The following is a 24,025-nucleotide window of genomic DNA, read 5'->3' as shown; positions in this document are numbered from 1 at the left end:
AGGCCAGGGTTAAGGAAGCGTTTGCCGGTTCCTCACCCCGCCTTCTTCACCCGCGCCTTCTCCGCCGCGATGAACGCGTCGATCTGGGCGTCGAGAACGTCGAGCGGGACGGCGCCCTGTTCGAGCACCGCATCGTGGAAGCGCTTCAGGTCGAACTCGACCCCCAGCGCCTTTTCCGCCCGGGCGCGCAGCTCGCGGATCTTGATCTCGCCCAGCTTGTAGCCCAGCGCCTGCCCCGGCCAGCTGATATAGCGGTTCACCTCGGCATCGATATTCGCCGCCGACAGCGCGGTGTTGTCGAGCATGAACTGGACCGCCTGTTCCTTGGTCCAGCCCTTGGCATGGATGCCGGTGTCGACGACCAGACGGCAGGCGCGCCACATCTCGTAGGACAGCCGCCCCATTTCCTTTTCGGGGGTGTCGTAAATGCCCATCTCGATCCCGATCCGCTCGGAATAGAGCCCCCACCCCTCGGTAAAGGCGGTGAAATTGGCGAGGTAGCGGCGGAATTTCGACGTCTCCAACTCCTGCTGCAGCGCGATCTGGTGGTGGTGCCCCGGCACCGCCTCATGCGCGGTCAGCGCGGGCAGCTCGTAGAGCGGGCGCTGGTCGAGCTTCGAGGTATTGACATAGTAATGGCCGGCCAGCCCCAGCTCAGGATTGCCCGGGCCGTAATAGGCGGTGGTCGTCCCCTCCGCCGTCTCCGCCGGGATGCGCTTGAGGCCATAGGGCAGGCGCGCCATGCGGTTGAAAAAGCCCGGCATCTTCCCGTCAATCTCCTTGGAATGGACGGCAGCGGCGGCCATCAGCTCCTCGGGCGTCTTGGCGTAATATTTGGGGTTGGTGCGCAGCTCCTGGACAAACGCCTCGCGCGTCGCGAAGCCCGCCTTCTTGGCCACTTCGACCATTTCGGCGCGGATGCGCGCGACCTCGTCCAGGCCGATCTTGTGGATCTGTTCGGCGCTAAAGTCGGTCGTGGTCAGCTGACGGATGCGGAAGGCATAGTAACGTGCGCCGTCGGGCTGCGTCGACACGCCGACCGCCCTGGCGCATTTGGGCTCGTAACTGGTGCGATAGAACGCCGCCGCCTTGGCATAGGCCGGGTTGATCACTTCGGTGACGGTCTTCCTCGCCCGAGCCTGCAGCGCGGCCCATTCGGCGTCGGTCGCATCGACCGGCTTCTTGCGATTGAACGGCGCATAGAAACGCGATTTGGTCGGGTCCTGCTGGATCACGCCGGTGATCGTCTGTTCGAACCCGACCAGGCTGACGCACGGCTGGACATAGCCGCCCTTCACCGCCTTTGCAGTGATCGCGATCAGCGTGTCGTTGGTCTTGGGAAACTGATCGAGCCGGTCGAGATAATGGCCATAGTCGGCCTTGCGCCGAAAGGCGGTCCGCTCCCCCTGTCCCGCCGCGCCCTGCCAGGGGTTGGAGTAGCTGGTGAACAGGATCGTCCGCTGGCCGAAGCTGTTCGCTTCGATGCTCTCCGACAGCAAGCGGCGCAGGATCGCCTTGTCGGTGCGCTGGATCGGAGTGAGGCCGGCATCGGGGATGGCGTCGAGGCGCTTGAGGAACACCGCTTCCGCCGCAGCGCGACGGTCTTCGGCGGCGAGGCTGACATCGCCGACCGCGATCGGATCGATGTCGACACCGACCGAGCGGGCAAAGCCGGGATTCTCCCTGAGCACCCAGTCGAAATGTTCGGCGAGCAGGGCGCGGAAGTCATCCTGCGGTCCCGCGATCGCCGGCGCGGCAACCAGCGCGGCGGCGAAGGCAGCCCCGGCGAACAGGCCGCGGACAGCGAACCTTACATTTTTGGCCCCGTGTACGGGGACGTGCGCGGAGCGGCGAGCGCATGCGTGAACCGGAGGGAAAATAGCCATTTCAGGAGGCAAGCAGAGGAAATCCAACATTGCAAGCGATGCGTGCCGCACCCGGAATCACGTCCTGCAAATAAGTTTGTATTATAAACTTGTTTTCGTGTATCCAATGCGCGAGTTTGATTCTCCGAGGAGGCTTGCGATGGATGATTCCGGTACCCCGCCCGTCCGGCTGCACGCGCTGGATGCCGTGCGCGGCGGCGCGCTTTTGCTGGGGGTGGCGTTTCATGCGAGCCTCAGCTTCCTGCCCGGCCAACAATTCTGGGTGGTGCGCGACGCGGCGGACCCGCTGATCGGCAATTTCGCCATCGTGGCGCACCTGTTCCGGATGACCTTGTTCTTCGTCATCGCAGGCTTTTTCGGGCGGATGCTGCTTGAACGGCGCGGCACGGGCGGGTTCATCGGTGACCGCGCCAAGCGGATCGTTGCACCGCTCTTCGCCTTCTGGCCGATCTTGCTGGCAGCGATCATCGCGACGTTCGTGTGGGGTGCAGCGGTGATGAACGGCGGCACGCTGCCGACCGATCAGCCGCCGCCCCCGCCGGTGACCGCTGCGACCTTTCCGCTGACCCATTTGTGGTTTCTCTATCTGCTGATCTGGCTCTACCTCGCCGCTCTGGCGCTGCGCGGCATCGCGCAGATGATCGACCGGCAAGGGCGGATCGCGGCGCGGATTGCCGATCCGCTGCTGGCGGGTGCGATCCGCTATGGCGCAGCGTCGGTGCTGCTTGCAGTGCCGGGCTTTCTGGTGCTGGCGGGGCACCCCGGCTGGGCGCCGGTGATGGGCATTCCGACCCCCGATCTCGGCCTGATCCCCAATGCCGGCGCGCGCGCCGCCTATGCCACCGCCTTCTTCACCGGATGGATGCTGCAGCGTCAGCCCGTCCTGCTCGACAGCATCGCCGCCCGCTGGCCGCTGCACATGATCGGTGCGGTAGTGATCACGGGCGGACTGCTGATCCAGATTTCCGGGGCCACCTTCTTCGCCCCTGCCAGCCGCCCAGCGCTCGCCGCCGCCTATATGATCGCCTCCTGGTGCTGGACGCTTGGCCTGCTCGGCGCGGCGCTGCGCTTCCTCGACGCGGAGCGGCCCTGGGTCCGCTATGTCGCCGACTCCTCCTACTGGATCTATCTGGTCCATCTGCCTGTGGTCGCGGCATTGCAGGTGCTGGTCTATCCGGTCGCCGCTCCGGCACTGGTCAAGTTCGCCATGGTGATCGCGGGCGCTTCCCTTATCCTGTTCGCCAGCTATCACATTCTGGTGCGGCGCAGCTTTCTGGGTCGCTGGCTCAACGGTCGCGCCTATCCCCGCGCCGCCCGGTCCCAATCGATGGAGGTGCAGACCGCATGACCGATCCGTCCCAGAGCATGCGCGACGACCTCGCCTTTGTCCGCGCGCTGGTGAGCGAGGGCGGCAAGGTGCAGAGCTCTGCCGGAGAGGCGCTGCTCGCCGGGGGCCTGTGCTATGGCCTGCAATGCATCGCGCAATGGGCGCTGATGATCAGCGCTTGGCCCGCGCCTGCCATCGTCCACCTGACCGCCGGGTTCCTGCCATCACTGATTTTCATCGCGCTGATCGTGTGGATCGTGCGGCGCAACGGATCGATCGCACCGCAGGGCATGGCGATGCGTGCGCTCAATGCGGGGTTCGGCAGCACTGGCCTCGCGACGCTGACCACTGCGGCGATCTTCGGCTATCTCGCCTGGCACCGTCAGGACATGGGGGTATGGCTGTTCCATCCGCTGATGGTCGCGGTGCTGCAAGGCGCGGCGTGGTACATCGCCTTTGCGATCCGTCGCCGCACCTGGCTGGCGCTGATTTCGGCGGGATGGTTCATCACCGCCTTTCTCGGCGCGCTGGCGCTGGAGCGGATCGACCTGTTCCTGCCGCTGATCGGCGTGGCGTTACTGCTGCTGATGGCGCTGCCGGGCTGGATCCTGATGCGCAGCGCGGCCAGTAGCTGACCGCGATGAAGGATTTCGACATCGGGCAGATCGACGACGTGATCCACGGCCGCATGCGGCTGGGGATCATGGCCTATCTGGCCGATGCCGAGGTCGCGGATTTCAACGAACTGAAGACACTGCTTCAGGCGACGCAGGGCAATCTTTCCGTGCATCTGCGCAAGCTGGAGGAGGCGGGCTATATCGCGATCGACAAGAGTTTTTCGGGGCGCAAGCCGCTGACCCGTGCGCGCATGACGCCGGCCGGGCGCAAGGCGTTCGCGGCGTATCTTGAAGCATTGGTCAAGCTGATCGCATAAGGAACGGCATTGCGGCCAGCGAGTTGCAGTCGCAATCGCGCCCGTGCCCTGCGGAGACCTGACCAGATGCCGGCCAAGTGACGACCGCCTCATCTCCCCGCCGCACGCTGCGCGCCGTCGATGTATTCGCGCTGACCGTGGGAATCGTCATCGGTGCCGGTATCTTCCGCACGCCGGCATTGGTCGCGGGGGTTGCGGGCGACGCGACCACGATGATCCTGGCCTGGATCGCGGGAGGGCTGCTCTCCATTGTCGGCGCGCTCTGCTATGCCGAGATGGCGGCGGCATGGCCGCATATGGGCGGCGATTATCATTTCATCGGGCGCGCGTTCGGGCAGCGGATTGCCTTTCTCTACGCCTGGGCGCGGCTGGCGGTGATCCAAACCGGGTCGCTGGCGCTGCTGTCGTTCATCGTCGGTGATTATTTGCAGATATTGCTGCCGCTCGGCGCATTCGGCCCGGCGATTTGGGCAGGCATTGCGGTCATCGCGGTGAGCGCGATCAACTGGCTGGGGGTGCGCTGGGGAACGCAGGCGCAGCGCTGGCTGACGCTGGCCGAGGTGGTCGGGCTGGTCGCGATAATCATCGCGGGCTTCTCGCTCGCGCCGCCCGACGCAGTTCCGGCAGCACCGGGCGGCGGCGCGCTGGGCCTGGTGATGGTGTTCGTGCTGCTGTCTTATGGCGGATGGAGCGAGGCGGTTTATGTCTCGGCCGAGATGAAGGACCCGCCGAAGCGGATCGCGGCTATCCTGTGCGCGGCGCTGGCTTTGGTCACCGCGCTCTATGTGCTGGTCAATCTGGCCTTGCTCAACGGGCTAGGAATGGCGGGCATGGCCGGGAACGACGCGGTCGCGGCGGAGGTGATGCGCCGCGCATTCGGCCCCGCTGGCGCGGCGGCGATCAGCGCGGCGGTGGCGGTGGCGGCGCTGACCAGTGCCAATGCGACCGCAATCACCGGTGGGCGCACCGCGTGCGCGCTCGGGCGCCGTATCGCGCCACTGGGGTGGCTGGGACAATGGGATGCGCGCCGCGACACACCGGGCAACGCGCTGGTAGCACAGGGGGCGGTGGCGCTGTTGCTGGTCGCGTTGGGCGGATTTGCGCGCGACGGGTTTCGGGTCGCGGTCGAATATACTGCGCCGGTGTTCTGGCTATTCCTGCTGCTCGCCGGATTGTCGCTGTTCGTGCTGCGCCGGACCGAGCCCGATACGCCCCGTCCGTTCCGGGTACCGCTCTATCCCGTTCTGCCCGGGATCTTCTGCGCGACCACCGCGTATCTGCTATGGTCGAGCCTCGCCTATACCGGGTGGGGCGCACTTGCCGGCGTCGCCGTGCTGGTTGTCGGCGCGTTGTTGCTGTTGGTCTTCACCCCCGAAGCGGAGATTGAGCCATGAAGCTGTTGATCCTCGCCGCCGCCAGTCTGGTCGCCGGAAGTGCGATTGCGCCGCCTGCGACGCCGCCGTCCGTCGCCGCGAGCCAGACCCCCGACGTGATCTATGTCCCCACCCCGCCTGCAGTGGTCGAGGCAATGCTGGACATGGTCGATTTGCGCGACGGTGACATACTCTATGATCTCGGCTCGGGCGACGGGCGCATCCCGATCGCTGCGGCGAAGCGCAAGCAGGTGCGTGCCGTCGGAATCGACATCGACCCGCAGCGGATTACTGAGGCGAACGCCAATGCCAAGGCTGCGGGCGTCACTGGCGAGGTGACGTTCAAACAGGCCGACCTGTTCACCAGCGACTTCAGCGACGCGACCGTCGTGACACTGTACCTGCTCGACACGCTGAACGAGAAGCTCCGTCCGAAGCTGCTCGCAGAGCTGAAGCCGGGGACGCGGATCGTCAGCCACGCCTTTCGCATGGGCGATTGGGAGCCGGAGAAGGAAGCCGAGGTCGACGGCCGGACGATCTATTACTGGACGGTGCCGCCGCGCGGATAGCGCGGGAATCGACCCCGCGCGGTTTCCGCGCTAGGGCGGCGCGATGCATCATCTGTTTCTTGTCATGCTGGGCGGCGCAGTCGGCGCTGGCGCACGGCATCTGGTCGGGCGCGCGGCGCTTGGCATTTGGGGGCCGGGGTTCCCGGTCGGTACGCTGGCGGTCAATGTCGTCGGCGGGTTCGCGATGGGGCTGCTCGCCGCGTGGCTCGCGTCGCGGGCGAGCGGGGGTGAGGCGTTGCGCTACCTGCTCGGCGTCGGGGTGCTCGGCGGTTTCACGACCTTTTCCGCCTTTTCGCTCGAGACCGCGTCGATGCTCCAGCGCGGCGAGTTTGCGACCGCATTGTTCTACATTCTCGCCTCGGTCGTGCTGTCGATCGGCGCGTTGTTCGCGGGGCTGCAGGTCAGCCGGATGGTGGCGGCATGAGCGCCGAGGGGAATGTCCGCCAGTTCACCGTCGCGCTTGACGATGACGGCATCCGGCTGGATCGCTGGTTCAAGCGGCATCTGCCCGACACCAGCTTCAACATCGTGTCGCGCTGGGCGCGGACGGGGCAGCTGCGCGTCGATGGCGCGCGCGCGACTCCCGGCGATCGCGTCCAGGCGGGACAGGTGATCCGTGTGCCCCCGGCCGACGCAGCGCAAGCGGCAGCGGTGGCGGCCAAGCCCAAAAAGGCGCGTCCCCAACTGTCGCCCGAGCAGATGGAGTTCGCCGAGTCGATGGTGATCCATCGCGATGCGCAGGCGATGGTGATCAACAAGCCGCCCGGCCTCGCGACGCAGGGGGGACCAAGACGCACGATCATGTCGATCAATTGCTCGACGCGCTGTATTTCGACCTCGATACGCGGCCCAAGCTGGTGCACCGGCTCGACAAGGATACGTCGGGTGCGCTGGTGCTGGCGCGGACGGCGCGCGCGGCGGCCTATTTCTCGAAGAGCTTCTCCGGGCGGACGGCGCGCAAGACCTATTGGGCGGTCGTCGTCGGCGTGCCGAGCATCGAGGACGGGTTCATCGAACTCCCGATCGGCAAGCAGCCCGGGACCGGTGGCGAAAAGATGCAGGTGGACGAAAAGGAAGGCCAGCCCGCGCGGACCCGCTATCGCGTGATCGACCGTGCGGGGAACCGCGCCGCCTGGGTCGAGCTGCAGCCGCATACCGGGCGCACCCACCAGCTGCGCGTGCACATGGCGGCGATCGGCCACCCGATTGTCGGCGACGGCAAATATGGCATGGCCGAGGCGTTCCTGTCGGGCAGCATTTCGCGGAAAATGCACCTCCATTCGCGGCGCATCCGCATCGACCATCCCGATGGCGGCAAGCTGGATGTGACGGCCGACCTGCCGACGCATTTCGCGGAGACACTCGTCCAGCTCGGCTTCAACCTCGAGGATGGCGACAATCTGCCGCCCGACGAAAAGGCACCGCCGACCAAGGAGCAGGAAAAAGCCTGGGCCAAGGCGCATGCCAAGACGGTGCGAAAAGAGCGTCGTGGTGAGCGGCAGGGACGCCGCGAGACGACGGTGAAAAAGGCCAAGCCGGGCAAGAAGGACGACAAGAAGGCGGCCAAGAAGCCCGCGCGGAAGCCGACGAAGAAACCATGATCCGGCTCGCCGTGTTCGACTGCGACGGCACTCTGGTCGATTCGCAGGCCAATATCTGCCGCGCGATGGAGGCGTGCTTCGTCGCGCACCGGCTCGATCCGCCGACGCGCGAAGATATCCGGCGGATCGTTGGCCTCAGCCTCGTCCCGGCGATCGCGCAGCTGTTGCCCGATGGCGACGGGGCGCTGCACGTCGCGATGGCGGAAGCGTACAAGCGCGCCTTCCATGCGATGCGGATCGACGCGGCACTCGACCCGGAACCACTGTTCGATGGCGTCGCCGAAGCAATCGAGGCGCTGAGCGATGCCGGATGGCTGCTGGGCGTGGCGACCGGCAAGTCGGATCGCGGGCTGGCGCTGATCCTGGAACATCATGGACTGGGCGACCGCTTCGTCACGCTGCAGACCGCCGACCGGCATCCGTCCAAGCCACATCCGGCGATGCTGCACGCCGCGATTGCCGAGGCGGGCGGCGACCCGCTGCGCACCGCGATGATCGGCGACACCAGCTATGACATCGCGATGGCGGTCAATGCGGGGACGCACGCGGTCGGGGTTGCGTGGGGCTATCACGAGGCGCATGAATTGCACGCCGCCGGGGCGCATCACGTGACGACGCACGCGCGCGAACTGCCGGCGCTGCTGGAGGCATTATGACCGAGGATCCTGCGCGCGGGCGCTATTTCGCGATGGTATTCGCGCAGATGATCGCGGTCGCCGGCGCGGTGTTCGGGCTGGTCATCATGGGCAAGGCCGACGCGATGTGGCTGCGCATCCTGGGCGCGGCGATCCTGATCTCCGGCCTGTATTGCATCGCCGTGGTGCCGCGCGCGCTCGCCCGACGCTGGCGCACCCCGCCGACGGAATAGGATCATGCGACGGTTCTGGAAGGACGTCGCGCTGGTCGCGGCGCAGGGCGGGCATGACGTCCATCTCGACGGCAAGCCGGTGCGCACGCCGGGCCGCGCACCGCTGACGCTGCCGACCCCCGCGCTGGCCGAGGCGGTGGCGGAGGAGTGGCGCGGGGTTGGCGAGACGATCGATCCGCGCGCAATGCCGCTGACCGGTCTGTCCAATGCCGCGATCGACCGGATCGCGCCCGACCCGGCGGCCTTCGCTGCTGGCCTTGCCAAATATGGCGAGAGCGACCTGCTCTGCTACCGCGCCGAGCATCCCCTGGAGCTGCAACTTCGGCAGGCGGCGAGCTGGGACCCGCTGCTCGACTGGGCGCGGCTGCGCCATGGCGCGGTGCTGATCCCGACCACGGGGATCGTCCATGTCGCGCAGCCCGCCGAGGCGGTGGCGGCGCTGGGCGCGGCGGTGGCGGCGCGGTCGGCGTTCGAGCTGGCGGGGCTGTCTCCGGTGGTGACGATCACCGGGTCGCTGGTCGCGGCGCTGGCGCTGATCGAGCGCGCTGCGGATGCCGAGGATATCTGGTCCGCCGCCAATCTCGACGAGGATTGGCAGGTCGAGCATTGGGGCGAGGACGAGCTGGCCCGCAAGGCGCGCGATGCGCGACGGGCGGAATATGCGGCTGCGGTGCGGTTTCTGGGGTTGGTTTAGCGTGGGCGCTCGGCGCTGCGGGCCGATCTACCCCTCTCCCAACCTCCGCTAGGCAGCAAGCTGCCAAGCTGCGGTAACCCTCTCCCCTATCAAGGGGAGAGGGCAAGAAGGCTAAGCCCGCACGAAAAACGTCTTGAGCCATGCCGATCCGGCGCGGGCGGCTTCGCGCCAGTCTTCGGGCTCGGGCGCATCGGCGTGAGCGCGGGGGTCGAGCAGCTTGACCTTGCCCTGTTTGAACGCGGCGGTGCGCGAGGTTGCCAGCGTCAGATTATGTTCGATCGCGGTCGCGGCGAGCAGACCGTCATGCAGGTCGGCATAGGGCAGCTGCCCGCGCCGCTGCGCGACCGCCGCGTCGATCGGAAGGGTCCGCCCGGCAAAGGCGGGGAGCAGCTGCCCGTCGATCCAGCCGCGCCATGCCGCGCCAAGATCGCGACCCGCACGGGCGGCATCGGACGCGGCACGCTCCAGATCGACCAGGCTGGCGGCGGAGAGGAACATGCGCTGGTGCGGGACGCCATGCGCCCAGGCGACCAGCGCCGGATCGCCATGCGTGCCGCGTGCGTCGCGCAGGGCGACGACAATTTCGGTGTCGAGCAGGAACATCAGCCTAACGCCCTCCCCGCCGATCCCAGCGATCGGGCGTCGGCCCGGCGTCGAAAACCGCCCCCTCCGGGGCCGCGAGCAGGTCGACGATCGACTGATGCTCGCCGCTCAACTGGCGATAGGCGTCGATGCTGAGCAGGACGTGGGTCGGACGCCCGCGATCGGTGACGAACACCGGAGCGTCGCGCGCGAATCGCTTCGCCCTGCTGACGTCCTGATTGAATTCGCGGCTCGTCACTACCCGCATAATCGCCCCATTTTTCGCACCTACATACCTATTATGGTAGCGATACCATGTAGGCATGTACCTATCTTGTAGCACCACTGCAACAGCTTGGGCAATCCACCAAGAAATCGACAGCGAACATGCTGCCAACGTTGTCGCGCGCGCTTGCACCCGGCGGCATTTCCGGTTCCCCTGCCTCCAATCGCCGACCGCAACACCGGATCGGGCAATGGGGGGGAGAGGCCATTTGTTTCAGGATTTGATCGACGACAGCCTGCGTGCGCTGGGCGACATCATGGGGGCGCATGGCCCGGCGGTGAACGCCGCGGCGAGCTTTACCCCGACCGACTACAGCATCCATTTCTTCCTGCAGCTCGCGATCATCATTCTTGCCGCGCGCGTGGTCGGCTGGCTGGGGCAGAAGTTCCTGGGCCAGCCGCAGGTGGTGGGCGAAATGATCGCGGGCGTGGTGCTCGGCCCGTCGCTGTTCGGGCTGTTCTTCCCGGAAATGCAGGCTGCGATCTTCCCCAAGGAGACCAAGAACGTCCTGTATGTCGGCGCGCAGTTCGGCGTCGGCCTGTACATGTTCCTAGTCGGCTGCACGCTGCACCTCGACCATTTCAAGACCAAGGCGAAGAGCGCGGTCACCGTATCGGTGGCGGGCATCGCCACGCCGTTCGCCTTTGCCGTGCTGATCACGCCGTTGCTGCTGACCGTCCCCGGGCTGTTCGCCGAGGGGATCAGTCAGTGGAACGCGACATTGTTCATGGGCGCGTGCATCGCGCTGACCGCATTCCCGATGCTGGCGCGGATAATCAACGAGCGCGGGCTGGCCAAGACCTCACTCGGCACGCTGTCGCTGACCGCTGGCGCGTTCGACGATGCGGTGTCGTGGTGCGTGCTGGCGATCGTGCTGGCGACGTTCGGCGGCGGGCCGGGCATTGCGGTCGTCGCGATCGTCGGCGGCGTCGCCTATGCGGCGTTCATGATCGTCTTCGGCAAGCGCCTGCTCGCGCCGCTGGGCCGCGCGGTCGAGGCGCGGGGCGAGATGAGCAACACCGTTCTGGCGATCACGCTGATCCTGTTCTGCGCATCGGCATTCCTGATGGACGCGATCGGCATCCATGCCGTGTTCGGCGGTTTCCTGCTCGGCGCGTTCATGCCCCGCGGGCTGTTCGTCGCGGAACTCAAGCGCAAGGTCGAGCCGCTGGCGGTGGTGATGCTGCTGCCGATGTTCTTCACCTATTCGGGCCTCAATACCCGGATGGACATGGTCAACAGCCTGCCCTTGTTCGCCATTGCGCTCGGCATCCTGGCCGTGTCGATCCTGGCCAAGTTCGGCGCGTGTTGGGCCGCCGCACGGCTGTCGGGCGAGGACAATCGCACCGCATTGGGCATCGGCGCGCTGATGAACTCGCGTGGCCTCATGGAGCTGATCATCATCAATATCGGCCTGCAGAAGGGCGTGATCGGGCCGACGCTGTTTTCGATGATGGTGCTGATGGCGATCGTCACGACGATGATGGCCGGGCCGCTGTTCGAACTGGTCTATGGCAAAAAGGCTCGCGAGAGCGGCGAGCTGGATGCGATCAGCGGCGAGGATGGCGCAGCGCCGACCCAGCCGATCGCAGCGCGCCTCGCCTGAGATGCCCCCCCGGCCCCGTCGCCTGACTCCGGTCAGGCGGCGGTTGCGGGGGCGATGGCGTTGATGCGTTCGATCAGCGCGCGGTGCGAGGGCAGGTCGGCGCTGGCGCGCTCGCCAAAGCCGCGGATGCGCGCCGAGAGCCGCTCAGCCTCACGCAGCGCCGCGCGGTCTGGGGAGACGCCGGTCAGGTCGGTGCGGAACTCCATCCCGTAGAGGATGTACTGATAGTTGAAGAAGGCGAAGCTTTCGACATCGAGGGTGAAGTCGTAGCGGCTGGGCGGGCGGTAGCGCCACTGGTCGAGCAGGTCGCGCAGCCGGTCCGGGATGCTCGCCGCGTCGCCATTGTCGCGCCAGAAGGGTTCGTCACGGCGGCTGAGGCAGTAATGCAGCTTCAGGAAATTGACGATATTGGCGTAGCGCGCGGCCATCAGTTCGTTGAAGCGCCGCGCGGGGGCGTCGATCGGGCCGGTGTGGGGAAACAGCTCGGCGATCATCGCCACCGCCGCCTCGATCATCACCACCCCTGTCGCCTCGAGCGGTTCGAGAAATCCGGCCGCCAGCCCGACCGCGACGGTGTTGCCGACCCATTGCCGTTCGCGATACCCCGCCTCGAATTCGATGTGGCGCACGGACAGGTCGCCGTCGCCGACGCCGAGATAGCCGCGCAGGATCGCCTCGGCGCGGTCGTCATCCATGTGCGCGCTCGAATAGACGCAGCCGACTCCATGGGCATGGGCAAGACCGATGTCCCAGATCCAGCCGCCCTCATGCGCCGCCGCGATGGTGGTGCTGGCGAGCGGGGCGTCGGGGCGGGCATAGGGCCGCTTGCAGGCCAGCGCGCGGTCGGTGAACAGCTGGTCGCGGACCGAGCGCAGCGGAGATCCGAGCGCCTCGCCGATCAGTTCGGCGCGAAAGCCGCTGCAATCGACATAGAGATCGGCGGTCAGTGTGCCGTGTTCGGCGGTATCGACCCGCGCGATATGCCCCTGGTCGTCCAGCGGCGCGGCGGTGAGCGTTCCCTGAAGATGCCGCACGCCCAGCGCCCGGGCGCGGTCGGCGAGGACGCCGGCGAAGCTCGCCGCATCGAAATGATAGGCATAGTTGAGCGGCCCGGCATAATCGCCCTCGTCGGGGCGCTTGGGCGCGCGGTTCGCCTCCGCCACCCGGTTCTGGATTGTCACCGCCTGTGCGAACGGGGCGCGGGTCGCCGGGTCCTGCAGCAGCCACCAGCCGACCAGATCGGCGTCATCGGCGTGGAACGGCGCTTCGAACGGGTGGAGGAAGGAGCGCCGCTCGCCCGGGCGCGGGGTTTCGACCCAGTCGTCGAAGCGGATGCCCTGTTTGAACGTCGCCCCGGTGGCGCGGATGAAATCGCCCTCGTCGATGCCGAGATAGCGCAACGTGTTGCGGATGGTGGGAAACGTCCCCTCGCCCACGCCGATAATCCCGATATCGGGGGATCTGAGCAGGGTGATGCGCGGGCCTCCGCTCGCCTCGCTCCCCAGCGCGCGCGCCAGATAGGCGGCGGTCAGCCAACCGGCCGTGCCGCCGCCCAGGATCAGGATCGATCGCGCCATATCCGAACCATAGCCCGCGCCCAGACGAGTGTCACCCGGCAGCAGGGGCGACGGAGGGGCGCGGCAAGGCCCAGGCGATCACCGCCCCTGCGGCGAGCCATCCCGCGATTTCGCTGATCCACAGATAGATGAAATAGCCCCAGGGCGCGTGGTTGAAGATCGGCTGCCCCAACTGGCTGTAGGTAGTGAAGGCGAGTGCGAACAGGCCGACCGCGGTCACCCGTCCGGTGAAGCTCATGCCGATGGTCAGCCGGGCAAGCGCGAAGGCGAGCAGCAGCGCACAGACGATGCCGAGCACCAGTCCGCCGATCAGCGCCGCGGTATCGGGCAGCGCGAAGCCGTTGGTGTTGAACAGCACCAGCGCGGTCGGCCCCTCGCCATAGGCTTGCGTACCGAGCGGGGTACCGGGCCAGGGGATCGGATAGGCACCGGTACCGTTGGGGCCGAGATGCTGGGCGAGCGCGGCCTGCACCGCGACGCTCGCCGAATCGCCGGCATTGCTGGTCGCCAGCATCGACAGCGGGGTGCCCCAGAAGATGAATCCGACGATCCACATCGCAAACCCGCCCAGCAGGCCGCCCAGCAACACTCTCGGCATTTCGGCTCTCCCCATGTTTCGCCCAGCCTAACGCATGGGAACGCGGGAAGAAGCAGAAAATCAGCGGGTGGCGAGACCCATCTCGATCGCCTCCTCGGCGCGCTCGCGGATGAAGCCGATCAGGCCGGGTTTGCGCGAGCGCTTTTCGCGCTCGGCCTTCAGGATCGTGTGGACCTTTTCGAAGCACGCATCGAGATCGTCGTTGACCACGACATAGTCGTAGCCGTCCCAGTGGGAGAGCTCGCGCTCGGCGCGCTTCATACGATACTGGATCACATCCTCGCTGTCGGTCGCGCGGGTGCGGAGGCGCTTTTCGAGTTCGGTCAGCGAGGGCGGGACGATGAAGATGCGGACGACGTCGCCGCCTTCTAGCTGGAACAGCTGCTGGGCGCCCTGCCAGTCGACGTCGAACAGCACGTCCTGTCCGGCGGCGAGCATGCGCTTCACCGGTTCGCGCGGCGTGCCGTAGCGATAGTTGAAGACATGCGCCCATTCGAGGAATTCGTGCCGCGCGGCGCGGGCCTTGAATTCGTCGGTGCTGAGGAAATGATATTCGCGCCCGTCTTCCTCGCCCTCGCGCATCGGGCGGGTGGTCGCGGAGACCGAGACGCCCATGCCGGGTTCGCGTTCGAGCAGCTTGCGCGCGATCGTCGACTTGCCCGCGCCCGAAGGGGAGGACAGGACAAAGAGAACGCCCCTGCGGTCGAACTCAAATTTGGATTCGCGATGCGCCATGCGCGCCATTGGCGCGGAGGGAGCGCTCTCGTCAAGCGTGGGACGGGGTTAATAGCGCCGCTTGCGCCCGGTCAGCAGCGACCAGAGCAGGATCAGGCCGCCAATCACCCAGCCGAACGGCCCCATACGGGTGAGCGCGCGCTGGCCCATCGCGCCGATGATCGCGCCCTTCATCCCGCCACGTCCGTCGCGGCGGTCGATCGCGCGACCGAGCAACATGGCGAAGATGGTGCGGATCATGCCGCGCGTGCCTGCCAGCGCCTGCGCAGGTACCGAGCACCCAGCGCCGCAGCGCCGAGCACGACAGCGGCGGGGACCACCGTCTTGCCGACGCGCCAGGCGGCAACACCCGCGAGCGTGCCGAGGGCCCCGCCCTCGCCATCACTCTCATCGATGCGCTTGCCGATATAGCCCGCGACCAGATCGCCGATCATGCGCCGAACTCCTTGTTACCCGTGGCAAGGTCGAACACCTCGCCGATGCCGCGCAGGCCGGTCCATGCCGCCGCGCCGCCAAATGCGACCGCGATTCCGCCGAGCGCGGCGCCGATGATCGATGCGTCCATTAACCAAAAACTCCGCTGGGGGAGGAAAAGCACGAAGCGCGATCCGGTTCCGATCAGACCATCGATTCGGGACGAACCAGCCGGTCGAAGGTGTCGGCGTCGATCAGCCCGAGCGCGAGCCCCGCCTCCCGCAGCGTCGTCCCCTGTTCGTGCGCGGTCTTCGCGATCTTCGCCGCATTGTCATAGCCGATCTCGGGCGCGAGCGCGGTGACGAGCATCAGCGAACGCTCCACCAGTTCGGCGATGCGGCCTTCGTTGGCGACCAGCCCCTCGACGCAGCGTTCGGCGAAGCTTTCCATTCCGACACTGAGCAAATGGATCGAGCGCAGCACCGCCGCGCCGATCAGCGGCTTGAACACGTTGAGTTCGAGATGGCCCTGCATGCCCCCGACGGTCACCGCCATGTGGTTGCCGATCACCTGCCCCGCGACCATCGTCAGCATCTCGCACTGCGTCGGGTTGACCTTGCCCGGCATGATCGAGCTGCCCGGCTCGTTGGCGGGAAGCTCGAGTTCGCCAAGGCCGGAGCGCGGGCCGGAGCCGAGCAGGCGGATGTCGTTGGCGATCTTGGTCAGCGAGACGGCCAGCGTGTTCAGAGAGCCGGATACTTCCACGAGTGTATCGTTCGATGCCAGCGCCTCGAACTTGTTCGGAGCCGTATCGAATTGCCAATCCAGAAGCGCCGAAATCTCTGTCGCAAAATCCTCGCCGAAGCTGGGCGGAGCATTGAGACCCGTGCCAACTGCGGTCCCACCCTGCGCCAAGCGGGACAGCCGTGGATAGACCGAATGAATTCGTTGAAGATTGTCGCGCAACTGCTGACAGTATCCAGAAAACTCTTGGCCCAGCGTTAGCGGGGTAGCATCTTGAAGATGCGTCCGGCCGATCTTCACGATGTTGATCCATTCATCCGCAGCCGCGTTCAGCGCGCCGTAAAGCTTATCGGACGACCAACACATTCGCCGCAACGCGAGCAATGTCGCGACATGCAGCGCGGTCGGAAAACTGTCGTTGGACGACTGGCTCATATTGACGTGGTCGTTGGGATGCACCGGCGACTTGCCGCCGCGCGCGCCGGTCAGAAGTTCGTTGGCGCGGCCCGCAATCACCTCATTGACGTTCATGTTGGTCTGGGTGCCGCTGCCGGTCTGCCAGATGACGAGCGGGAACTGGTCGTCATGCTGCCCCGCCGCGACCTCCGCCGCTGCCGCCTCGATCGCGTCGGCCAGCGTCGCGTCGAGGCCGTGGTTGCGGTTCACGCGCGCCGCCGCCTGCTTCACCAGCGCGAGCGCGTGGATGATCCCGATCGGCATCCGTTCGGTCGGGCCGAAGGGGAAATTCTCGATGCTCCGCTGAGTCTGCGCGCCCCAATAGGCAGTGGCGGGCACCTCGATCGCGCCGATCGAGTCGGTTTCGGTGCGCGTGGCGGTCATCGGCATCTCCTGCATCGGGTGGAGCGGAGATGGCGGTGCGGCGCGCGTGCGACAAGCCATGGGCGAGGTTGATTTCGTAACGGAAACGCAACTAGGTTGCACAATCTCTCGCACCGGAGCCGCCATGCCGCAGCCGATCACCGCCGACGACTGCGCCGCGATGCACGACCAGTTCCGCGATGCGCGACTGATCGTCGCCAACGAGTTTCGCGGGCTCGACACGCATGACCAGTACTACAACGCCTTTGCCCGCCTGCTGAAGCGCGATCCGCTGGAGCGGGTGGCGATGCTGGGCACCGACCAGCGCGACCAGTTCGTGCCGGTGTTGCGCCGGCTGATCGCCGAGGGCGGGGACGCGCCGCGCCGCATCCTGGATGTCGGATGCGGCGATGGGCAGACCTTTGCGCTGATCGCCGACACGGTACCCGAAGGGTCGACCATTGATCTGGTCGATCCGAACGCGGATTATGTCCGCGCCTATGCCGATCGCGTCGCGGCGATGCCGAACATCACGCTGGGCGCGGCGCATGCCCTGCCCTTCGTGCCCGACAGTGACGACAGCTTCTACAACCCGGCGCTGGATCGCGGCTACGACCTGATCCTCGCGATTCATGCCCTCTATTTCTTCGCCGATCTCGACGCCTGCCTTGCAGATCTCGGGGCGCGGCTAGCGCCCGGCGGCACCGCGATCATCGTGTTCGCAGACGAGTCGGTGTCCTATACCGGCCTTGGCTATCGCGCGTTCCTGCGCAGCCGGGGCGAGGATGCGCTGGCGCAGGCCCATGCGGATTTGTGTCAGCAGCGGCTGACCCTGCTGCGCGGATCGGCGGGCGCGCCACCGGCGGTGGCCGCACGGTGGCAGGGCGATGTCCGAGTGCATCCGCAACCGACCCGGCTCTATGGCCACAGCCTGTCGGACCTGATCGCACTCGGCAATATCGCCGGGCTGAGTCTGTTCGAGACCATAAGCAAGTTCGAGGTGATCGCCGACCAGCTCGAATATGCGCCGATGGACGCGGATTTGCGGATCGAGACCGATGCAGGGCCGCGTCAGGGGATGCTGAGCGTCACCCAGCCGCAGATTGTGTGCGCGGTGACGAAACCATTCTGAGCCGGATTACTTCTTCCGCTTGAAGTCCACCGCAACGACGTTCGACCCGTCCTCGACCGGGGTCGCGACGGGGGGTTCGTCATTTTCGGCCTCGTCATGCGGCTCGGGACCGTCGGGGTCCTCGGCGGCCTGGAAGCGCAGCTCGAAATTGACCGCAGGGTCGTGGAATCCGGTGATCGCGGCGAACGGGATCGTCAGGATCGACGGGATCTGATTGAAGCTGAGGCCGACCGAGAAGCGGTTGTCGTCGACCTTCAGGTCCCAGAAACGATGCTGAAGGACGATCGTCATTTCGTCCGGGAAGCGTTCGATCAGCCGGTCGGGAATGTCCACGCCGGGCGCGCGCGTCTTGAACGTGATGTAGAAATGATGCGCGCCGGGCAACGCGCCGGTCGCAGCGACCTGATCCAGCACCCGGCCGACGACCGCGCGCAGGGCCTCCTGCACGATCTCGTCATAGGGAATCAAACTGTCAGGTACATTGCCGGTCATATGCCCTGACCTAGCGCCGCCAGCGGGGTGGTCAAGATTTGTTGCGGGGCGGCCCAAGCGTTGCGATCATTGCACCGGCCCGCACAGCCGCTATTGAGCCTGCCCATGCGCACCGCGACGATCAGCCGAAAGACGAGCGAAACATCGGTCGACGTGACCGTGAACCTCGATGGCACCGGCAGCTACACGATCTCCACCGGGATCGGCTTTTTCGACCATATGCTGGAGCAGCTGTCGCGCCATTCGCTGATCGACCTTGACGTGAAAACCGTCGGCGACCTGCATATCGACCAGCATCACACGGTCGAGGACACGGGCCTTGCGATCGGCGAGGCGGTGGCGAAGGCGCTGGGCGACAAGCGCGGCATCCGTCGTTACGCCGATGCGCTGAGCCCGATGGACGAGACGCTGACCCGCGTCGCGCTCGACATTTCGGGGCGGCCATTCCTCGTGTGGAAGACCGAGTTCAGCCAGAAACGGCTGGGCGAGATGGACACCGAGATGTTCGAACACTGGTTCCACAGCTTCGCCCAGACCGCCGGGCTGACGCTGCATGTCGAGACGCTGTACGGCAGCAACAATCACCATATTGCCGAGGCCGCGTTCAAGGGCCTGGCCCGCGCGCTGCGCGAGGCGATCGAGATCGATCCGCGCAAGGCGGATGCGATTCCCTCCACCAAGGGGACGTTGTGATGGCGCGGCTGGACGCGGCACCGGTCTGCGTGATCCTGCTGGAGTATCTGGCGGATGAAGCGGCGGTGGACGCGCAGCTGGCACCGCATGTCGAATGGCTGACCCGGGGGTTCGACGCCGGGCTGCTCCTGCTCGCCGGGCGTCAGGTGCCTCGCACCGGCGGGGTCATCCTGTGCCGCGGGCATCGCGCCGAAGTCGAAGCGCTGGCCGCGACCGACCCGTTCGTCACCTCCGGCGTGGCCAGCGCCACGGTGATCGAAATGGCCGCGAGCTTCGCTGCCGACGAGTGGGCACCGCTGCTGGCATGAGCATCGCGCTGATCGATTACGGCGCGGGCAACCTCCATTCGGTCCATAATGCGCTGAAGGCGGCGGGCGCGAGCGGCATCGCGGTGACCGCCGATCCCGATGTCGTGGCGCGGGCCGATCGCATCGTCCTGCCCGGCGTCGGCGCATTCGGCGCGTGCGCGGCGGGGCTGCGCGCGATTCCCGGGATGGTGGACGCGATGGAGCGCCGCGTGCTCGAACAGGGCGCGCCGTTTCTGGGCGTGTGCGTGGGGATGCAGCTGCTCGCGACGCGCGGCGAAGAACATGGCAGCCATGACGGACTCGGTTGGATGGACGGGGTGGTGCGTGAACTGCCCGCGACGCAGGTGCATGTGCCGCATATGGGGTGGAACGACGTCACCCCGCTATCGCCCCATCCGCTGATCGAGCCGGGCGAGGCCTATTTCCTGCACAGCTTCGCCTATTCGGGTAGCGGCGTGCTGGCGATCACCGAGCATGGCGGGCCGGTCACCGCGGCGATCGGGTGCGACAATATCCTGGGGGTGCAGTTCCACCCCGAAAAGAGCCAGCGCTACGGGCTGGCGTTGCTCGAACGTTTTTTGAGGTGGACTCCGTGATCGTTTTTCCCGCCATCGACCTCAAGGCCGGACAGGTCGTCCGCCTCGCCGAGGGGGATATGACCCGCGCCACCGTCTATGGCGACGATCCCGCCGCACAGGCCGCGTTGTTCGCGCAGGCGGGGGCCGAGTGGCTGCATGTCGTCGATCTCGACGGCGCGTTTGCGGGCGAATCGATCAATGGCGTCGCGGTCGCGGCGATCGTCGATCGCTTTTCGGGCAAGGTCCAGCTGGGCGGCGGCATCCGCAACCGTGCATTGGTCGAGCGCTGGATCGAGATGGGGGTGACCCGCGTGGTGATCGGCACTGCGGCGCTGGAAGACCCCGATTTCGTGCGCGAGAGCGCGGCGGCCTATCCGGGCCGGGTGGTGGTGGCGGTCGATGCACGCGACGGCTTTGTCGCGACCAAGGGCTGGGCGGATGTTTCGACCGTATCGGTCGCCGAGCTGGGGCATCGCTTCGAGGATGCCGGGGTCGCGGCGTTGCTGTTCACCGATGTCGGGCGCGATGGGCTGCTCAAGGGCTGCAATGTCGAGGCGACCGTGGCGCTCGCGGCGGAGGTTTCGATTCCCGTGATCGCCAGCGGCGGCGTGGCCGGGATCGAGGATATCCATGCCCTTGCCGGGCAGCGGGGAATCGAGGGCGTGATTACCGGTCGCGCGCTGTATGACGGGCGGCTCGACCTGGCCGAGGCGATCAGGGCCGCCGCATGACCGTCCGCGCGCGCGTCATTCCCTGTCTCGACGTCGCCGGGGGGCGGGTCGTCAAGGGGGTGAACTTCGTCGATCTGGTCGATGCCGGCGATCCGGTCGAGCAGGCGCGCGCCTATGACGCCGCCGGGGCGGACGAGCTCTGCTTCCTCGACATCACCGCCAGCCATGAGGCGCGCGGCACGATCCTGGATGTCGTGCGCCGCACCGCCGAAGTGTGCTTCATGCCGCTGACCGTGGGCGGCGGGGTGCGCAGCGTGGAGGATGCGCGTGCGCTGCTGCTGGCAGGCGCGGACAAGGTCGCGGTCAACAGCGCGGCGGTCGCGCGACCCGAGCTGGTCGCCGACATCGCCGAAAAGATGGGCAGCCAGTGCGTCGTCGCCTCGGTGGATGCGCGGCAGGTGGAGCCGGGTCGCTGGGAGGTGTTCACCCATGGCGGGCGCAAACCGACCGGGATCGACGCGGTGGAGCATGCGCTCAACCTTGCCCGGCTCGGCGCGGGCGAGTTGCTCGTGACCTCGATGGACCGCGACGGCACGCGCGACGGCTATGACCTTCCGCTGATCCGCACCATCGCCGATCGGGTGCGCGTGCCGGTGGTGGCATCGGGCGGGGTCGGCGGGCTTGCCGATCTGGTTGACGGCATCGTCGAGGGGCACGCCAGCGCCGTGCTGGCCGCATCGATCTTCCACTTTGGCCAGGCGAGCATTGCCGATGCGCATGCCGCGCTGGCGGGCGCGGGCATCCCGGTGCGGGCGCATTAACGCTTCGCACAGCGATGCGCGCTAGGCTCTCCTGATGCGCACGCTCGCGATCCTGCTGCTGACCACCGCCCCTGCCCTTGCCGCGCATAGCGGCGAGATCAGCCGCCGGACGATGCCCGAATTGTCGGATCTGGCGCTCGCCGCGATGGCCGCGGGCGGGCTGTGGCTGGCGCAGCGCGCGATGCGGCGCCGAGCGCGGGCGCGGCGTGAGGGCGGTTCGCAGGATTGACACCGGCGCGCGGCTGACCGACTGCGCAGCCATGGCCGACGATATCCTCTCCACGCTCGAAGCCGTGATCCGCGCCCGCCGCACGGGCGATCCAGCATCCTCCTATGTCGCCAAGCTGACCGCCAAGGGCCGCGCCAAGATCGCGCAAAAGCTGGGCGAGGAAGCGGTCGAGGCCGCGATCGCCGCCGTGCAGGACGACCGCGAGGGGCTGACCGGTGAGGCGGCGGACCTGATCTTCCACCTCCTCGTCCTGCTCGCCGACATGGACCTCAGCCTCGACGACGTCCGCGCCGAACTGGCGCGGCGCGAGGGGGTGTCGGGGATCGAGGAAAAGGCGAGCCGCAAGGAGAGTTGAGATGCCCGTCGACGCAACCCGGCCCTATGACGACCAGAATATCTTTGCAAAGATCCTGCGCGGGGAAATTCCCGCGAAGCGCATCTATGAGGACGAGTTCGCCCTCGCCTTTCCCGACATCGCGCCGGTCGCGCCGACGCACATATTGGTGATCCCCAAGGGCGCCTATGTCAGTTGGGACGACTTTACCGCACAGGCCAGCGATACGGAGATTGCGGGATTTGTCCGCGCGGTTGGCAAAGTGGCGCGCGACGCCGGGCTGGTCGCGCCGGGATATCGGCTGCTCGCCAATACCGGGGCGGATCCGCACCAGACAATCGGGCATTTGCACGTTCATCTCTTTGCCGGGCGCAAGCTTGGCCCGATGCTGGTCGACCCCGGCACGGTGGACGCGATGATCGCGCGCGGCGACGCGATCGGGTGATTCGCCCATTGGCCCCGCGACGAACCGCGCGATTGGGGGATTGCGCGCCAGTGATTTGCGTTTAGGCTCCCGCGCCATTGGTATCAGCGGTGACCGGACAAACCGGCACCGCCAAGGGGGAAACCTTCACATGACATTCGGGCGCGTTAAGCCACTCGGCGCGATCCTGGCGACGGCGGAGAAGAAATCGCTCCATCGCTCGCTGGGCTGGTTCCAGCTCACCCTGTTCGGCATCGGTTGCGTGATCGGGACGGGCATCTTCGTCCTCACCGCTGCGGGCGCGCAAAAGGCCGGTCCCGGCCTGATGCTCGCTTTTGCGATCGCGGGGCTGATCTGCATCGTCGCGGCACTCTGCTATGCCGAAATCGCGGCGATGATCCCGGTCGCGGGGTCCGCCTATACCTATACCTATGCGACGATGGGCGAGGTGCTCGCCTGGACCGTCGGCTGGGCACTGGTCCTGGAATATGCGGTGGCGGCAAGCGCCGTGTCGGTCGGGTGGTCCGGCTATTTCACAGGAACGATATTGAACGAGTTCCTGGGGATACAGCTTCCGGCCTTCCTCGCCGGCGCGCCGCTGGCGCTGGGCGGCGTCGAGGGCGGGTTCATCAACCTGCCCGCCGTCGTGATCGCGCTGCTCGTCACCTGGCTGCTGATGATCGGCACCACCGAGAGCGCGCGCGTCAACGCGATCCTGGTGGCGATCAAGGTAACCGCACTGACCGCATTCATCGTCCTGACCCTGCCCAGCGAGTATTTCTCGATGGACAAGTTCAACCCGTTCCTGCCCGCCGGCGTGTTCGGCGGCTTTGGATCGGGCCTGGGCGCGGTCGGTGCCGCAGCGACGATCTTCTTCGCCTATGTCGGGTTCGACGCGGTCTCCACCGCCGCTGAAGAAACCAAGAACCCGCAGCGCAACGTGCCGATTGGCCTGATCGGATCGCTGTTGTTCTGTACCGTCTTCTACATCCTCGTCGCCGCAGGCGCGGTCGGCACCGTCGGCGGTCAGCCGATCATGGGTCCGAACGGCGTCCCCTTCCCCGCCGGGTCGGAAGAACTGGCGCGCCAGTGCGCCACCTATGCCGCCGACGCGCTGCCGCTGGTCTGCTCGAACGAGGCGCTGGCACATGTTCTCCGCCAGATCGGCTGGTCGGGCGTGGGCAACATGCTGGGCATTGCCGCCTTCGTCGCGCTGCCGTCGGTCATCCTGATCCTGCTGTTCGGCCAGACCCGCGTGGCATTCGTGATGAGCCGCGACGGCCTGCTCCCCGAGATCGTGGAGCAAGGTGCACCCGAAGTGGAAGACCCCGCACGTCATCACCGCCATCACCGGCGGCGCGGTTGCAGTCGCTGCGGCGTTCCTGCCGGTCGGCAAGCTCGCTGACATCGCCAATGCCGGTACGCTCTATGCGTTCATGATGGTCGCGATCGCAGTGATGATCCTGCGCAAGACCGCGCCGAACACGCCGCGCAAGTTCAGGACCCCGATGCTGTGGCTGATCGGTCCGGCGACGATCGCCGGGACGGTGTTCCTGTTCCTCAACCTGCCGCTCGAGGCGATGCTGGTGCTGCCGATCTGGGCCGTCATCGGTCTGGTGTTCTACTTCCTCTACAGCCGCAGCCGCAGCCACCTGGGCAAGGGCATCGTGGAGAGCCACGAGGTCGAGGCGGTCACGGAAATCGAACCGCACACCCCCGGCACCCACTAA

At 66.8% G+C, this 24,025-nt stretch carries 30 protein-coding genes and 2 pseudogenes; 21 read left to right on the top strand and 11 right to left on the bottom strand.

Annotated elements, in window-relative coordinates:
* Positions 1-32 precede the first annotated feature (32 nt).
* Positions 33-1,886 carry a DUF885 family protein gene (locus tag LRS12_RS12070; RefSeq protein ID WP_257844755.1) on the bottom strand — a complete coding sequence of 618 codons (1,854 nt, stop codon included), beginning with the start codon at positions 1,884-1,886 and terminating at the stop codon, positions 33-35.
* 139 nt (positions 1,887-2,025) lie between these two features.
* Between LRS12_RS12070 and LRS12_RS12065 the strand changes: the two genes are divergently transcribed.
* The 10 genes and pseudogenes from LRS12_RS12065 (at position 2,026) to LRS12_RS12020 (ending at position 9,252) form a co-directional block, all read left to right on the top strand.
* Complete coding sequence (locus LRS12_RS12065) at positions 2,026-3,234, top strand: acyltransferase family protein (RefSeq protein WP_257844754.1); 1,209 nt, start codon at positions 2,026-2,028, stop codon at positions 3,232-3,234.
* A complete protein-coding gene (locus tag LRS12_RS12060) occupies positions 3,231-3,848 on the top strand; it encodes a hypothetical protein (RefSeq protein WP_257844752.1) in 618 nt (205 codons plus the stop codon). The genes LRS12_RS12065 and LRS12_RS12060 overlap by 4 nt, the downstream gene beginning before the upstream one ends.
* Before the next feature lie 5 nt (positions 3,849-3,853).
* Positions 3,854-4,147 carry a transcriptional regulator gene (locus LRS12_RS12055; protein ID WP_257844751.1) on the top strand — a complete coding sequence of 98 codons (294 nt, stop codon included), beginning with the start codon at positions 3,854-3,856 and terminating at the stop codon, positions 4,145-4,147.
* 77 nt (positions 4,148-4,224) lie between these two features.
* On the top strand, positions 4,225-5,541 hold the full coding sequence (locus LRS12_RS12050) for an APC family permease (protein ID WP_257844750.1): 1,317 nt from the start codon (positions 4,225-4,227) through the stop codon (positions 5,539-5,541).
* Positions 5,538-6,089 (top strand): cyclopropane-fatty-acyl-phospholipid synthase family protein, encoded by a 552-nt coding sequence (locus LRS12_RS12045; protein WP_257844749.1) that lies wholly within the window; start codon positions 5,538-5,540, stop codon positions 6,087-6,089. Before LRS12_RS12050 ends, LRS12_RS12045 begins: the two co-directional genes overlap by 4 nt.
* Before the next feature lie 43 nt (positions 6,090-6,132).
* Positions 6,133-6,513 carry a fluoride efflux transporter CrcB gene (crcB, locus tag LRS12_RS12040; protein WP_257844748.1) on the top strand — a complete coding sequence of 127 codons (381 nt, stop codon included), beginning with the start codon at positions 6,133-6,135 and terminating at the stop codon, positions 6,511-6,513.
* Positions 6,510-7,690: pseudogene (locus LRS12_RS12035) on the top strand (RluA family pseudouridine synthase). Before crcB ends, LRS12_RS12035 begins: the two are co-directional and overlap by 4 nt.
* Positions 7,687-8,346, top strand: a complete 660-nt coding sequence (locus LRS12_RS12030) for an HAD-IA family hydrolase (RefSeq protein ID WP_257844747.1) — start codon at positions 7,687-7,689, stop codon at positions 8,344-8,346. The pseudogene LRS12_RS12035 and the gene LRS12_RS12030 overlap by 4 nt, the downstream one beginning before the upstream one ends.
* Positions 8,343-8,558 carry a hypothetical protein gene (locus tag LRS12_RS12025; RefSeq protein WP_257844746.1) on the top strand — a complete coding sequence of 72 codons (216 nt, stop codon included), beginning with the start codon at positions 8,343-8,345 and terminating at the stop codon, positions 8,556-8,558. The genes LRS12_RS12030 and LRS12_RS12025 overlap by 4 nt, the downstream gene beginning before the upstream one ends.
* A gap of 4 nt (positions 8,559-8,562) precedes the next feature.
* Complete coding sequence (locus tag LRS12_RS12020; RefSeq protein ID WP_257844745.1) at positions 8,563-9,252, top strand: ATP12 family chaperone protein; 690 nt, start codon at positions 8,563-8,565, stop codon at positions 9,250-9,252.
* Between the two features lie 111 nt (positions 9,253-9,363).
* On the opposite strand, the gene LRS12_RS12015 is transcribed toward LRS12_RS12020, so the two are convergent.
* Positions 9,364-9,855: a PIN domain-containing protein gene (locus LRS12_RS12015; protein WP_257844744.1), complete on the bottom strand. Its 492-nt coding sequence runs from the start codon at positions 9,853-9,855 to the stop codon at positions 9,364-9,366.
* A gap of 4 nt (positions 9,856-9,859) precedes the next feature.
* On the bottom strand, positions 9,860-10,102 hold the full coding sequence (locus LRS12_RS12010) for a type II toxin-antitoxin system Phd/YefM family antitoxin (protein WP_257844742.1): 243 nt from the start codon (positions 10,100-10,102) through the stop codon (positions 9,860-9,862).
* A gap of 274 nt (positions 10,103-10,376) precedes the next feature.
* Between LRS12_RS12010 and LRS12_RS12005 the strand changes: the two genes are divergently transcribed.
* On the top strand, positions 10,377-11,726 hold the full coding sequence (locus LRS12_RS12005; protein WP_257845498.1) for a cation:proton antiporter: 1,350 nt from the start codon (positions 10,377-10,379) through the stop codon (positions 11,724-11,726).
* Between the two features lie 32 nt (positions 11,727-11,758).
* Here LRS12_RS12005 and LRS12_RS12000 read toward each other — a convergent pair whose 3' ends face one another.
* Genes LRS12_RS12000 through fumC form a run of 7 tightly spaced genes read right to left on the bottom strand, consistent with a single transcriptional unit; the run spans position 11,759 to position 16,634 of the window.
* The gene (locus tag LRS12_RS12000) at positions 11,759-13,303 is read right to left on the bottom strand and encodes a tryptophan halogenase family protein (RefSeq protein ID WP_257844741.1); all 1,545 of its coding nucleotides are present in this window, start codon (positions 13,301-13,303) and stop codon (positions 11,759-11,761) included.
* A 31-nt stretch (positions 13,304-13,334) separates the two neighbouring features.
* Positions 13,335-13,901, bottom strand: a complete 567-nt coding sequence (locus LRS12_RS11995) for a hypothetical protein (protein WP_257844740.1) — start codon at positions 13,899-13,901, stop codon at positions 13,335-13,337.
* A gap of 60 nt (positions 13,902-13,961) precedes the next feature.
* Positions 13,962-14,636 (bottom strand): guanylate kinase, encoded by a 675-nt coding sequence (gene gmk / locus LRS12_RS11990; RefSeq protein WP_257844739.1) that lies wholly within the window; start codon positions 14,634-14,636, stop codon positions 13,962-13,964.
* A 48-nt stretch (positions 14,637-14,684) separates the two neighbouring features.
* The gene (locus LRS12_RS11985) at positions 14,685-14,876 is read right to left on the bottom strand and encodes a hypothetical protein (RefSeq protein WP_257844738.1); all 192 of its coding nucleotides are present in this window, start codon (positions 14,874-14,876) and stop codon (positions 14,685-14,687) included.
* Positions 14,873-15,070, bottom strand: a complete 198-nt coding sequence (locus tag LRS12_RS11980) for a hypothetical protein (protein ID WP_257844737.1) — start codon at positions 15,068-15,070, stop codon at positions 14,873-14,875. The genes LRS12_RS11985 and LRS12_RS11980 overlap by 4 nt, the downstream gene beginning before the upstream one ends.
* Positions 15,067-15,201, bottom strand: coding sequence for a hypothetical protein (locus tag LRS12_RS11975; protein WP_257844736.1), 135 nt, complete (start codon positions 15,199-15,201; stop codon positions 15,067-15,069). The genes LRS12_RS11980 and LRS12_RS11975 overlap by 4 nt, the downstream gene beginning before the upstream one ends.
* A 53-nt stretch (positions 15,202-15,254) precedes the next feature.
* On the bottom strand, positions 15,255-16,634 hold the full coding sequence (fumC, locus tag LRS12_RS11970) for a class II fumarate hydratase (protein ID WP_257844735.1): 1,380 nt from the start codon (positions 16,632-16,634) through the stop codon (positions 15,255-15,257).
* Positions 16,635-16,758: 124 nt separating this feature from the next.
* Between fumC and LRS12_RS11965 the strand changes: the two genes are divergently transcribed.
* Positions 16,759-17,745: a bifunctional 2-polyprenyl-6-hydroxyphenol methylase/3-demethylubiquinol 3-O-methyltransferase UbiG gene (locus LRS12_RS11965; protein ID WP_257844734.1), complete on the top strand. Its 987-nt coding sequence runs from the start codon at positions 16,759-16,761 to the stop codon at positions 17,743-17,745.
* A gap of 6 nt (positions 17,746-17,751) precedes the next feature.
* Here LRS12_RS11965 and LRS12_RS11960 read toward each other — a convergent pair whose 3' ends face one another.
* Positions 17,752-18,237 (bottom strand): SspB family protein, encoded by a 486-nt coding sequence (locus tag LRS12_RS11960; protein WP_257844733.1) that lies wholly within the window; start codon positions 18,235-18,237, stop codon positions 17,752-17,754.
* Positions 18,238-18,342: 105 nt separating this feature from the next.
* Here LRS12_RS11960 and hisB point away from each other — a divergent pair, with 105 nt between their 5' ends.
* From hisB to LRS12_RS11915, 9 genes and pseudogenes are all read left to right on the top strand, one after another.
* A complete protein-coding gene (gene hisB, locus LRS12_RS11955; RefSeq protein WP_257844732.1) occupies positions 18,343-18,930 on the top strand; it encodes an imidazoleglycerol-phosphate dehydratase HisB in 588 nt (195 codons plus the stop codon).
* Entirely contained in the window at positions 18,930-19,238 is a 309-nt protein-coding gene (locus LRS12_RS11950) for a YciI family protein (protein WP_257844731.1), read from the top strand. The genes hisB and LRS12_RS11950 overlap by 1 nt, the downstream gene beginning before the upstream one ends.
* Positions 19,235-19,834, top strand: a complete 600-nt coding sequence (gene hisH / locus LRS12_RS11945; RefSeq protein WP_257845497.1) for an imidazole glycerol phosphate synthase subunit HisH — start codon at positions 19,235-19,237, stop codon at positions 19,832-19,834. The genes LRS12_RS11950 and hisH overlap by 4 nt, the downstream gene beginning before the upstream one ends.
* Positions 19,822-20,547 (top strand): 1-(5-phosphoribosyl)-5-[(5-phosphoribosylamino)methylideneamino]imidazole-4-carboxamide isomerase, encoded by a 726-nt coding sequence (gene hisA, locus LRS12_RS11940; protein WP_257844730.1) that lies wholly within the window; start codon positions 19,822-19,824, stop codon positions 20,545-20,547. The genes hisH and hisA overlap by 13 nt, the downstream gene beginning before the upstream one ends.
* On the top strand, positions 20,544-21,308 hold the full coding sequence (gene hisF / locus LRS12_RS11935) for an imidazole glycerol phosphate synthase subunit HisF (RefSeq protein ID WP_257844729.1): 765 nt from the start codon (positions 20,544-20,546) through the stop codon (positions 21,306-21,308). The genes hisA and hisF overlap by 4 nt, the downstream gene beginning before the upstream one ends.
* 34 nt (positions 21,309-21,342) lie before the next feature.
* Positions 21,343-21,537, top strand: a complete 195-nt coding sequence (locus tag LRS12_RS11930) for a hypothetical protein (protein ID WP_257844728.1) — start codon at positions 21,343-21,345, stop codon at positions 21,535-21,537.
* Positions 21,538-21,568: 31 nt separating this feature from the next.
* Positions 21,569-21,892, top strand: a complete 324-nt coding sequence (locus LRS12_RS11925) for a phosphoribosyl-ATP diphosphatase (protein ID WP_257844727.1) — start codon at positions 21,569-21,571, stop codon at positions 21,890-21,892.
* 1 nt (position 21,893) lies between these two features.
* Complete coding sequence (locus tag LRS12_RS11920; protein WP_257844726.1) at positions 21,894-22,316, top strand: HIT domain-containing protein; 423 nt, start codon at positions 21,894-21,896, stop codon at positions 22,314-22,316.
* 130 nt (positions 22,317-22,446) lie between these two features.
* Positions 22,447-24,025, top strand: a pseudogene (locus LRS12_RS11915) (amino acid permease).

It is taken from the genome of Sphingomonas sp. J344, from assembly GCF_024700005.1.
Taxonomy (GTDB): Bacteria; Pseudomonadota; Alphaproteobacteria; order Sphingomonadales; family Sphingomonadaceae; genus Sphingomonas.
The sequence above is the reverse complement of the archived record's forward strand: the minus strand, read 5'-3'. Positions and strand labels throughout refer to the sequence as shown.

Bases quoted from the DNA above. Each gene is read 5' to 3' on its own strand.
- LRS12_RS11950 (WP_257844731.1), top strand. From the start codon at position 18,930: ATGGCGCGGCTGGACGCGGCACCGGTCTGCGTGATCCTGCTGGAGTAT.
- LRS12_RS12010 (WP_257844742.1), bottom strand. From the start codon at position 10,102: ATGCGGGTAGTGACGAGCCGCGAATTCAATCAGGACGTCAGCAGGGCG.
- hisH (WP_257845497.1), top strand. From the start codon at position 19,235: ATGAGCATCGCGCTGATCGATTACGGCGCGGGCAACCTCCATTCGGTC.
- LRS12_RS11920 (WP_257844726.1), top strand. From the start codon at position 21,894: ATGCCCGTCGACGCAACCCGGCCCTATGACGACCAGAATATCTTTGCA.
- fumC (WP_257844735.1), bottom strand. From the start codon at position 16,634: ATGACCGCCACGCGCACCGAAACCGACTCGATCGGCGCGATCGAGGTG.
- LRS12_RS11930 (WP_257844728.1), top strand. From the start codon at position 21,343: ATGCGCACGCTCGCGATCCTGCTGCTGACCACCGCCCCTGCCCTTGCC.
- LRS12_RS11980 (WP_257844737.1), bottom strand. From the start codon at position 15,070: ATGATCGGCGATCTGGTCGCGGGCTATATCGGCAAGCGCATCGATGAG.
- LRS12_RS12005 (WP_257845498.1), top strand. From the start codon at position 10,377: ATGGGGGCGCATGGCCCGGCGGTGAACGCCGCGGCGAGCTTTACCCCG.
- LRS12_RS12060 (WP_257844752.1), top strand. From the start codon at position 3,231: ATGACCGATCCGTCCCAGAGCATGCGCGACGACCTCGCCTTTGTCCGC.
- LRS12_RS12055 (WP_257844751.1), top strand. From the start codon at position 3,854: ATGAAGGATTTCGACATCGGGCAGATCGACGACGTGATCCACGGCCGC.
- LRS12_RS12020 (WP_257844745.1), top strand. From the start codon at position 8,563: ATGCGACGGTTCTGGAAGGACGTCGCGCTGGTCGCGGCGCAGGGCGGG.
- LRS12_RS12045 (WP_257844749.1), top strand. From the start codon at position 5,538: ATGAAGCTGTTGATCCTCGCCGCCGCCAGTCTGGTCGCCGGAAGTGCG.
- LRS12_RS11995 (WP_257844740.1), bottom strand. From the start codon at position 13,901: ATGCCGAGAGTGTTGCTGGGCGGCCTGCTGGGCGGGTTTGCGATGTGG.
- gmk (WP_257844739.1), bottom strand. From the start codon at position 14,636: ATGGCGCATCGCGAATCCAAATTTGAGTTCGACCGCAGGGGCGTTCTC.
- LRS12_RS12025 (WP_257844746.1), top strand. From the start codon at position 8,343: ATGACCGAGGATCCTGCGCGCGGGCGCTATTTCGCGATGGTATTCGCG.
- hisF (WP_257844729.1), top strand. From the start codon at position 20,544: ATGACCGTCCGCGCGCGCGTCATTCCCTGTCTCGACGTCGCCGGGGGG.
- LRS12_RS12030 (WP_257844747.1), top strand. From the start codon at position 7,687: ATGATCCGGCTCGCCGTGTTCGACTGCGACGGCACTCTGGTCGATTCG.
- crcB (WP_257844748.1), top strand. From the start codon at position 6,133: ATGCATCATCTGTTTCTTGTCATGCTGGGCGGCGCAGTCGGCGCTGGC.
- LRS12_RS11960 (WP_257844733.1), bottom strand. From the start codon at position 18,237: ATGACCGGCAATGTACCTGACAGTTTGATTCCCTATGACGAGATCGTG.
- LRS12_RS11985 (WP_257844738.1), bottom strand. From the start codon at position 14,876: ATGATCCGCACCATCTTCGCCATGTTGCTCGGTCGCGCGATCGACCGC.
- LRS12_RS11925 (WP_257844727.1), top strand. From the start codon at position 21,569: ATGGCCGACGATATCCTCTCCACGCTCGAAGCCGTGATCCGCGCCCGC.
- LRS12_RS12000 (WP_257844741.1), bottom strand. From the start codon at position 13,303: ATGGCGCGATCGATCCTGATCCTGGGCGGCGGCACGGCCGGTTGGCTG.
- hisB (WP_257844732.1), top strand. From the start codon at position 18,343: ATGCGCACCGCGACGATCAGCCGAAAGACGAGCGAAACATCGGTCGAC.
- LRS12_RS11975 (WP_257844736.1), bottom strand. From the start codon at position 15,201: ATGGACGCATCGATCATCGGCGCCGCGCTCGGCGGAATCGCGGTCGCA.
- LRS12_RS11965 (WP_257844734.1), top strand. From the start codon at position 16,759: ATGCCGCAGCCGATCACCGCCGACGACTGCGCCGCGATGCACGACCAG.
- LRS12_RS12070 (WP_257844755.1), bottom strand. From the start codon at position 1,886: ATGGCTATTTTCCCTCCGGTTCACGCATGCGCTCGCCGCTCCGCGCAC.
- LRS12_RS12065 (WP_257844754.1), top strand. From the start codon at position 2,026: ATGGATGATTCCGGTACCCCGCCCGTCCGGCTGCACGCGCTGGATGCC.
- LRS12_RS12015 (WP_257844744.1), bottom strand. From the start codon at position 9,855: ATGTTCCTGCTCGACACCGAAATTGTCGTCGCCCTGCGCGACGCACGC.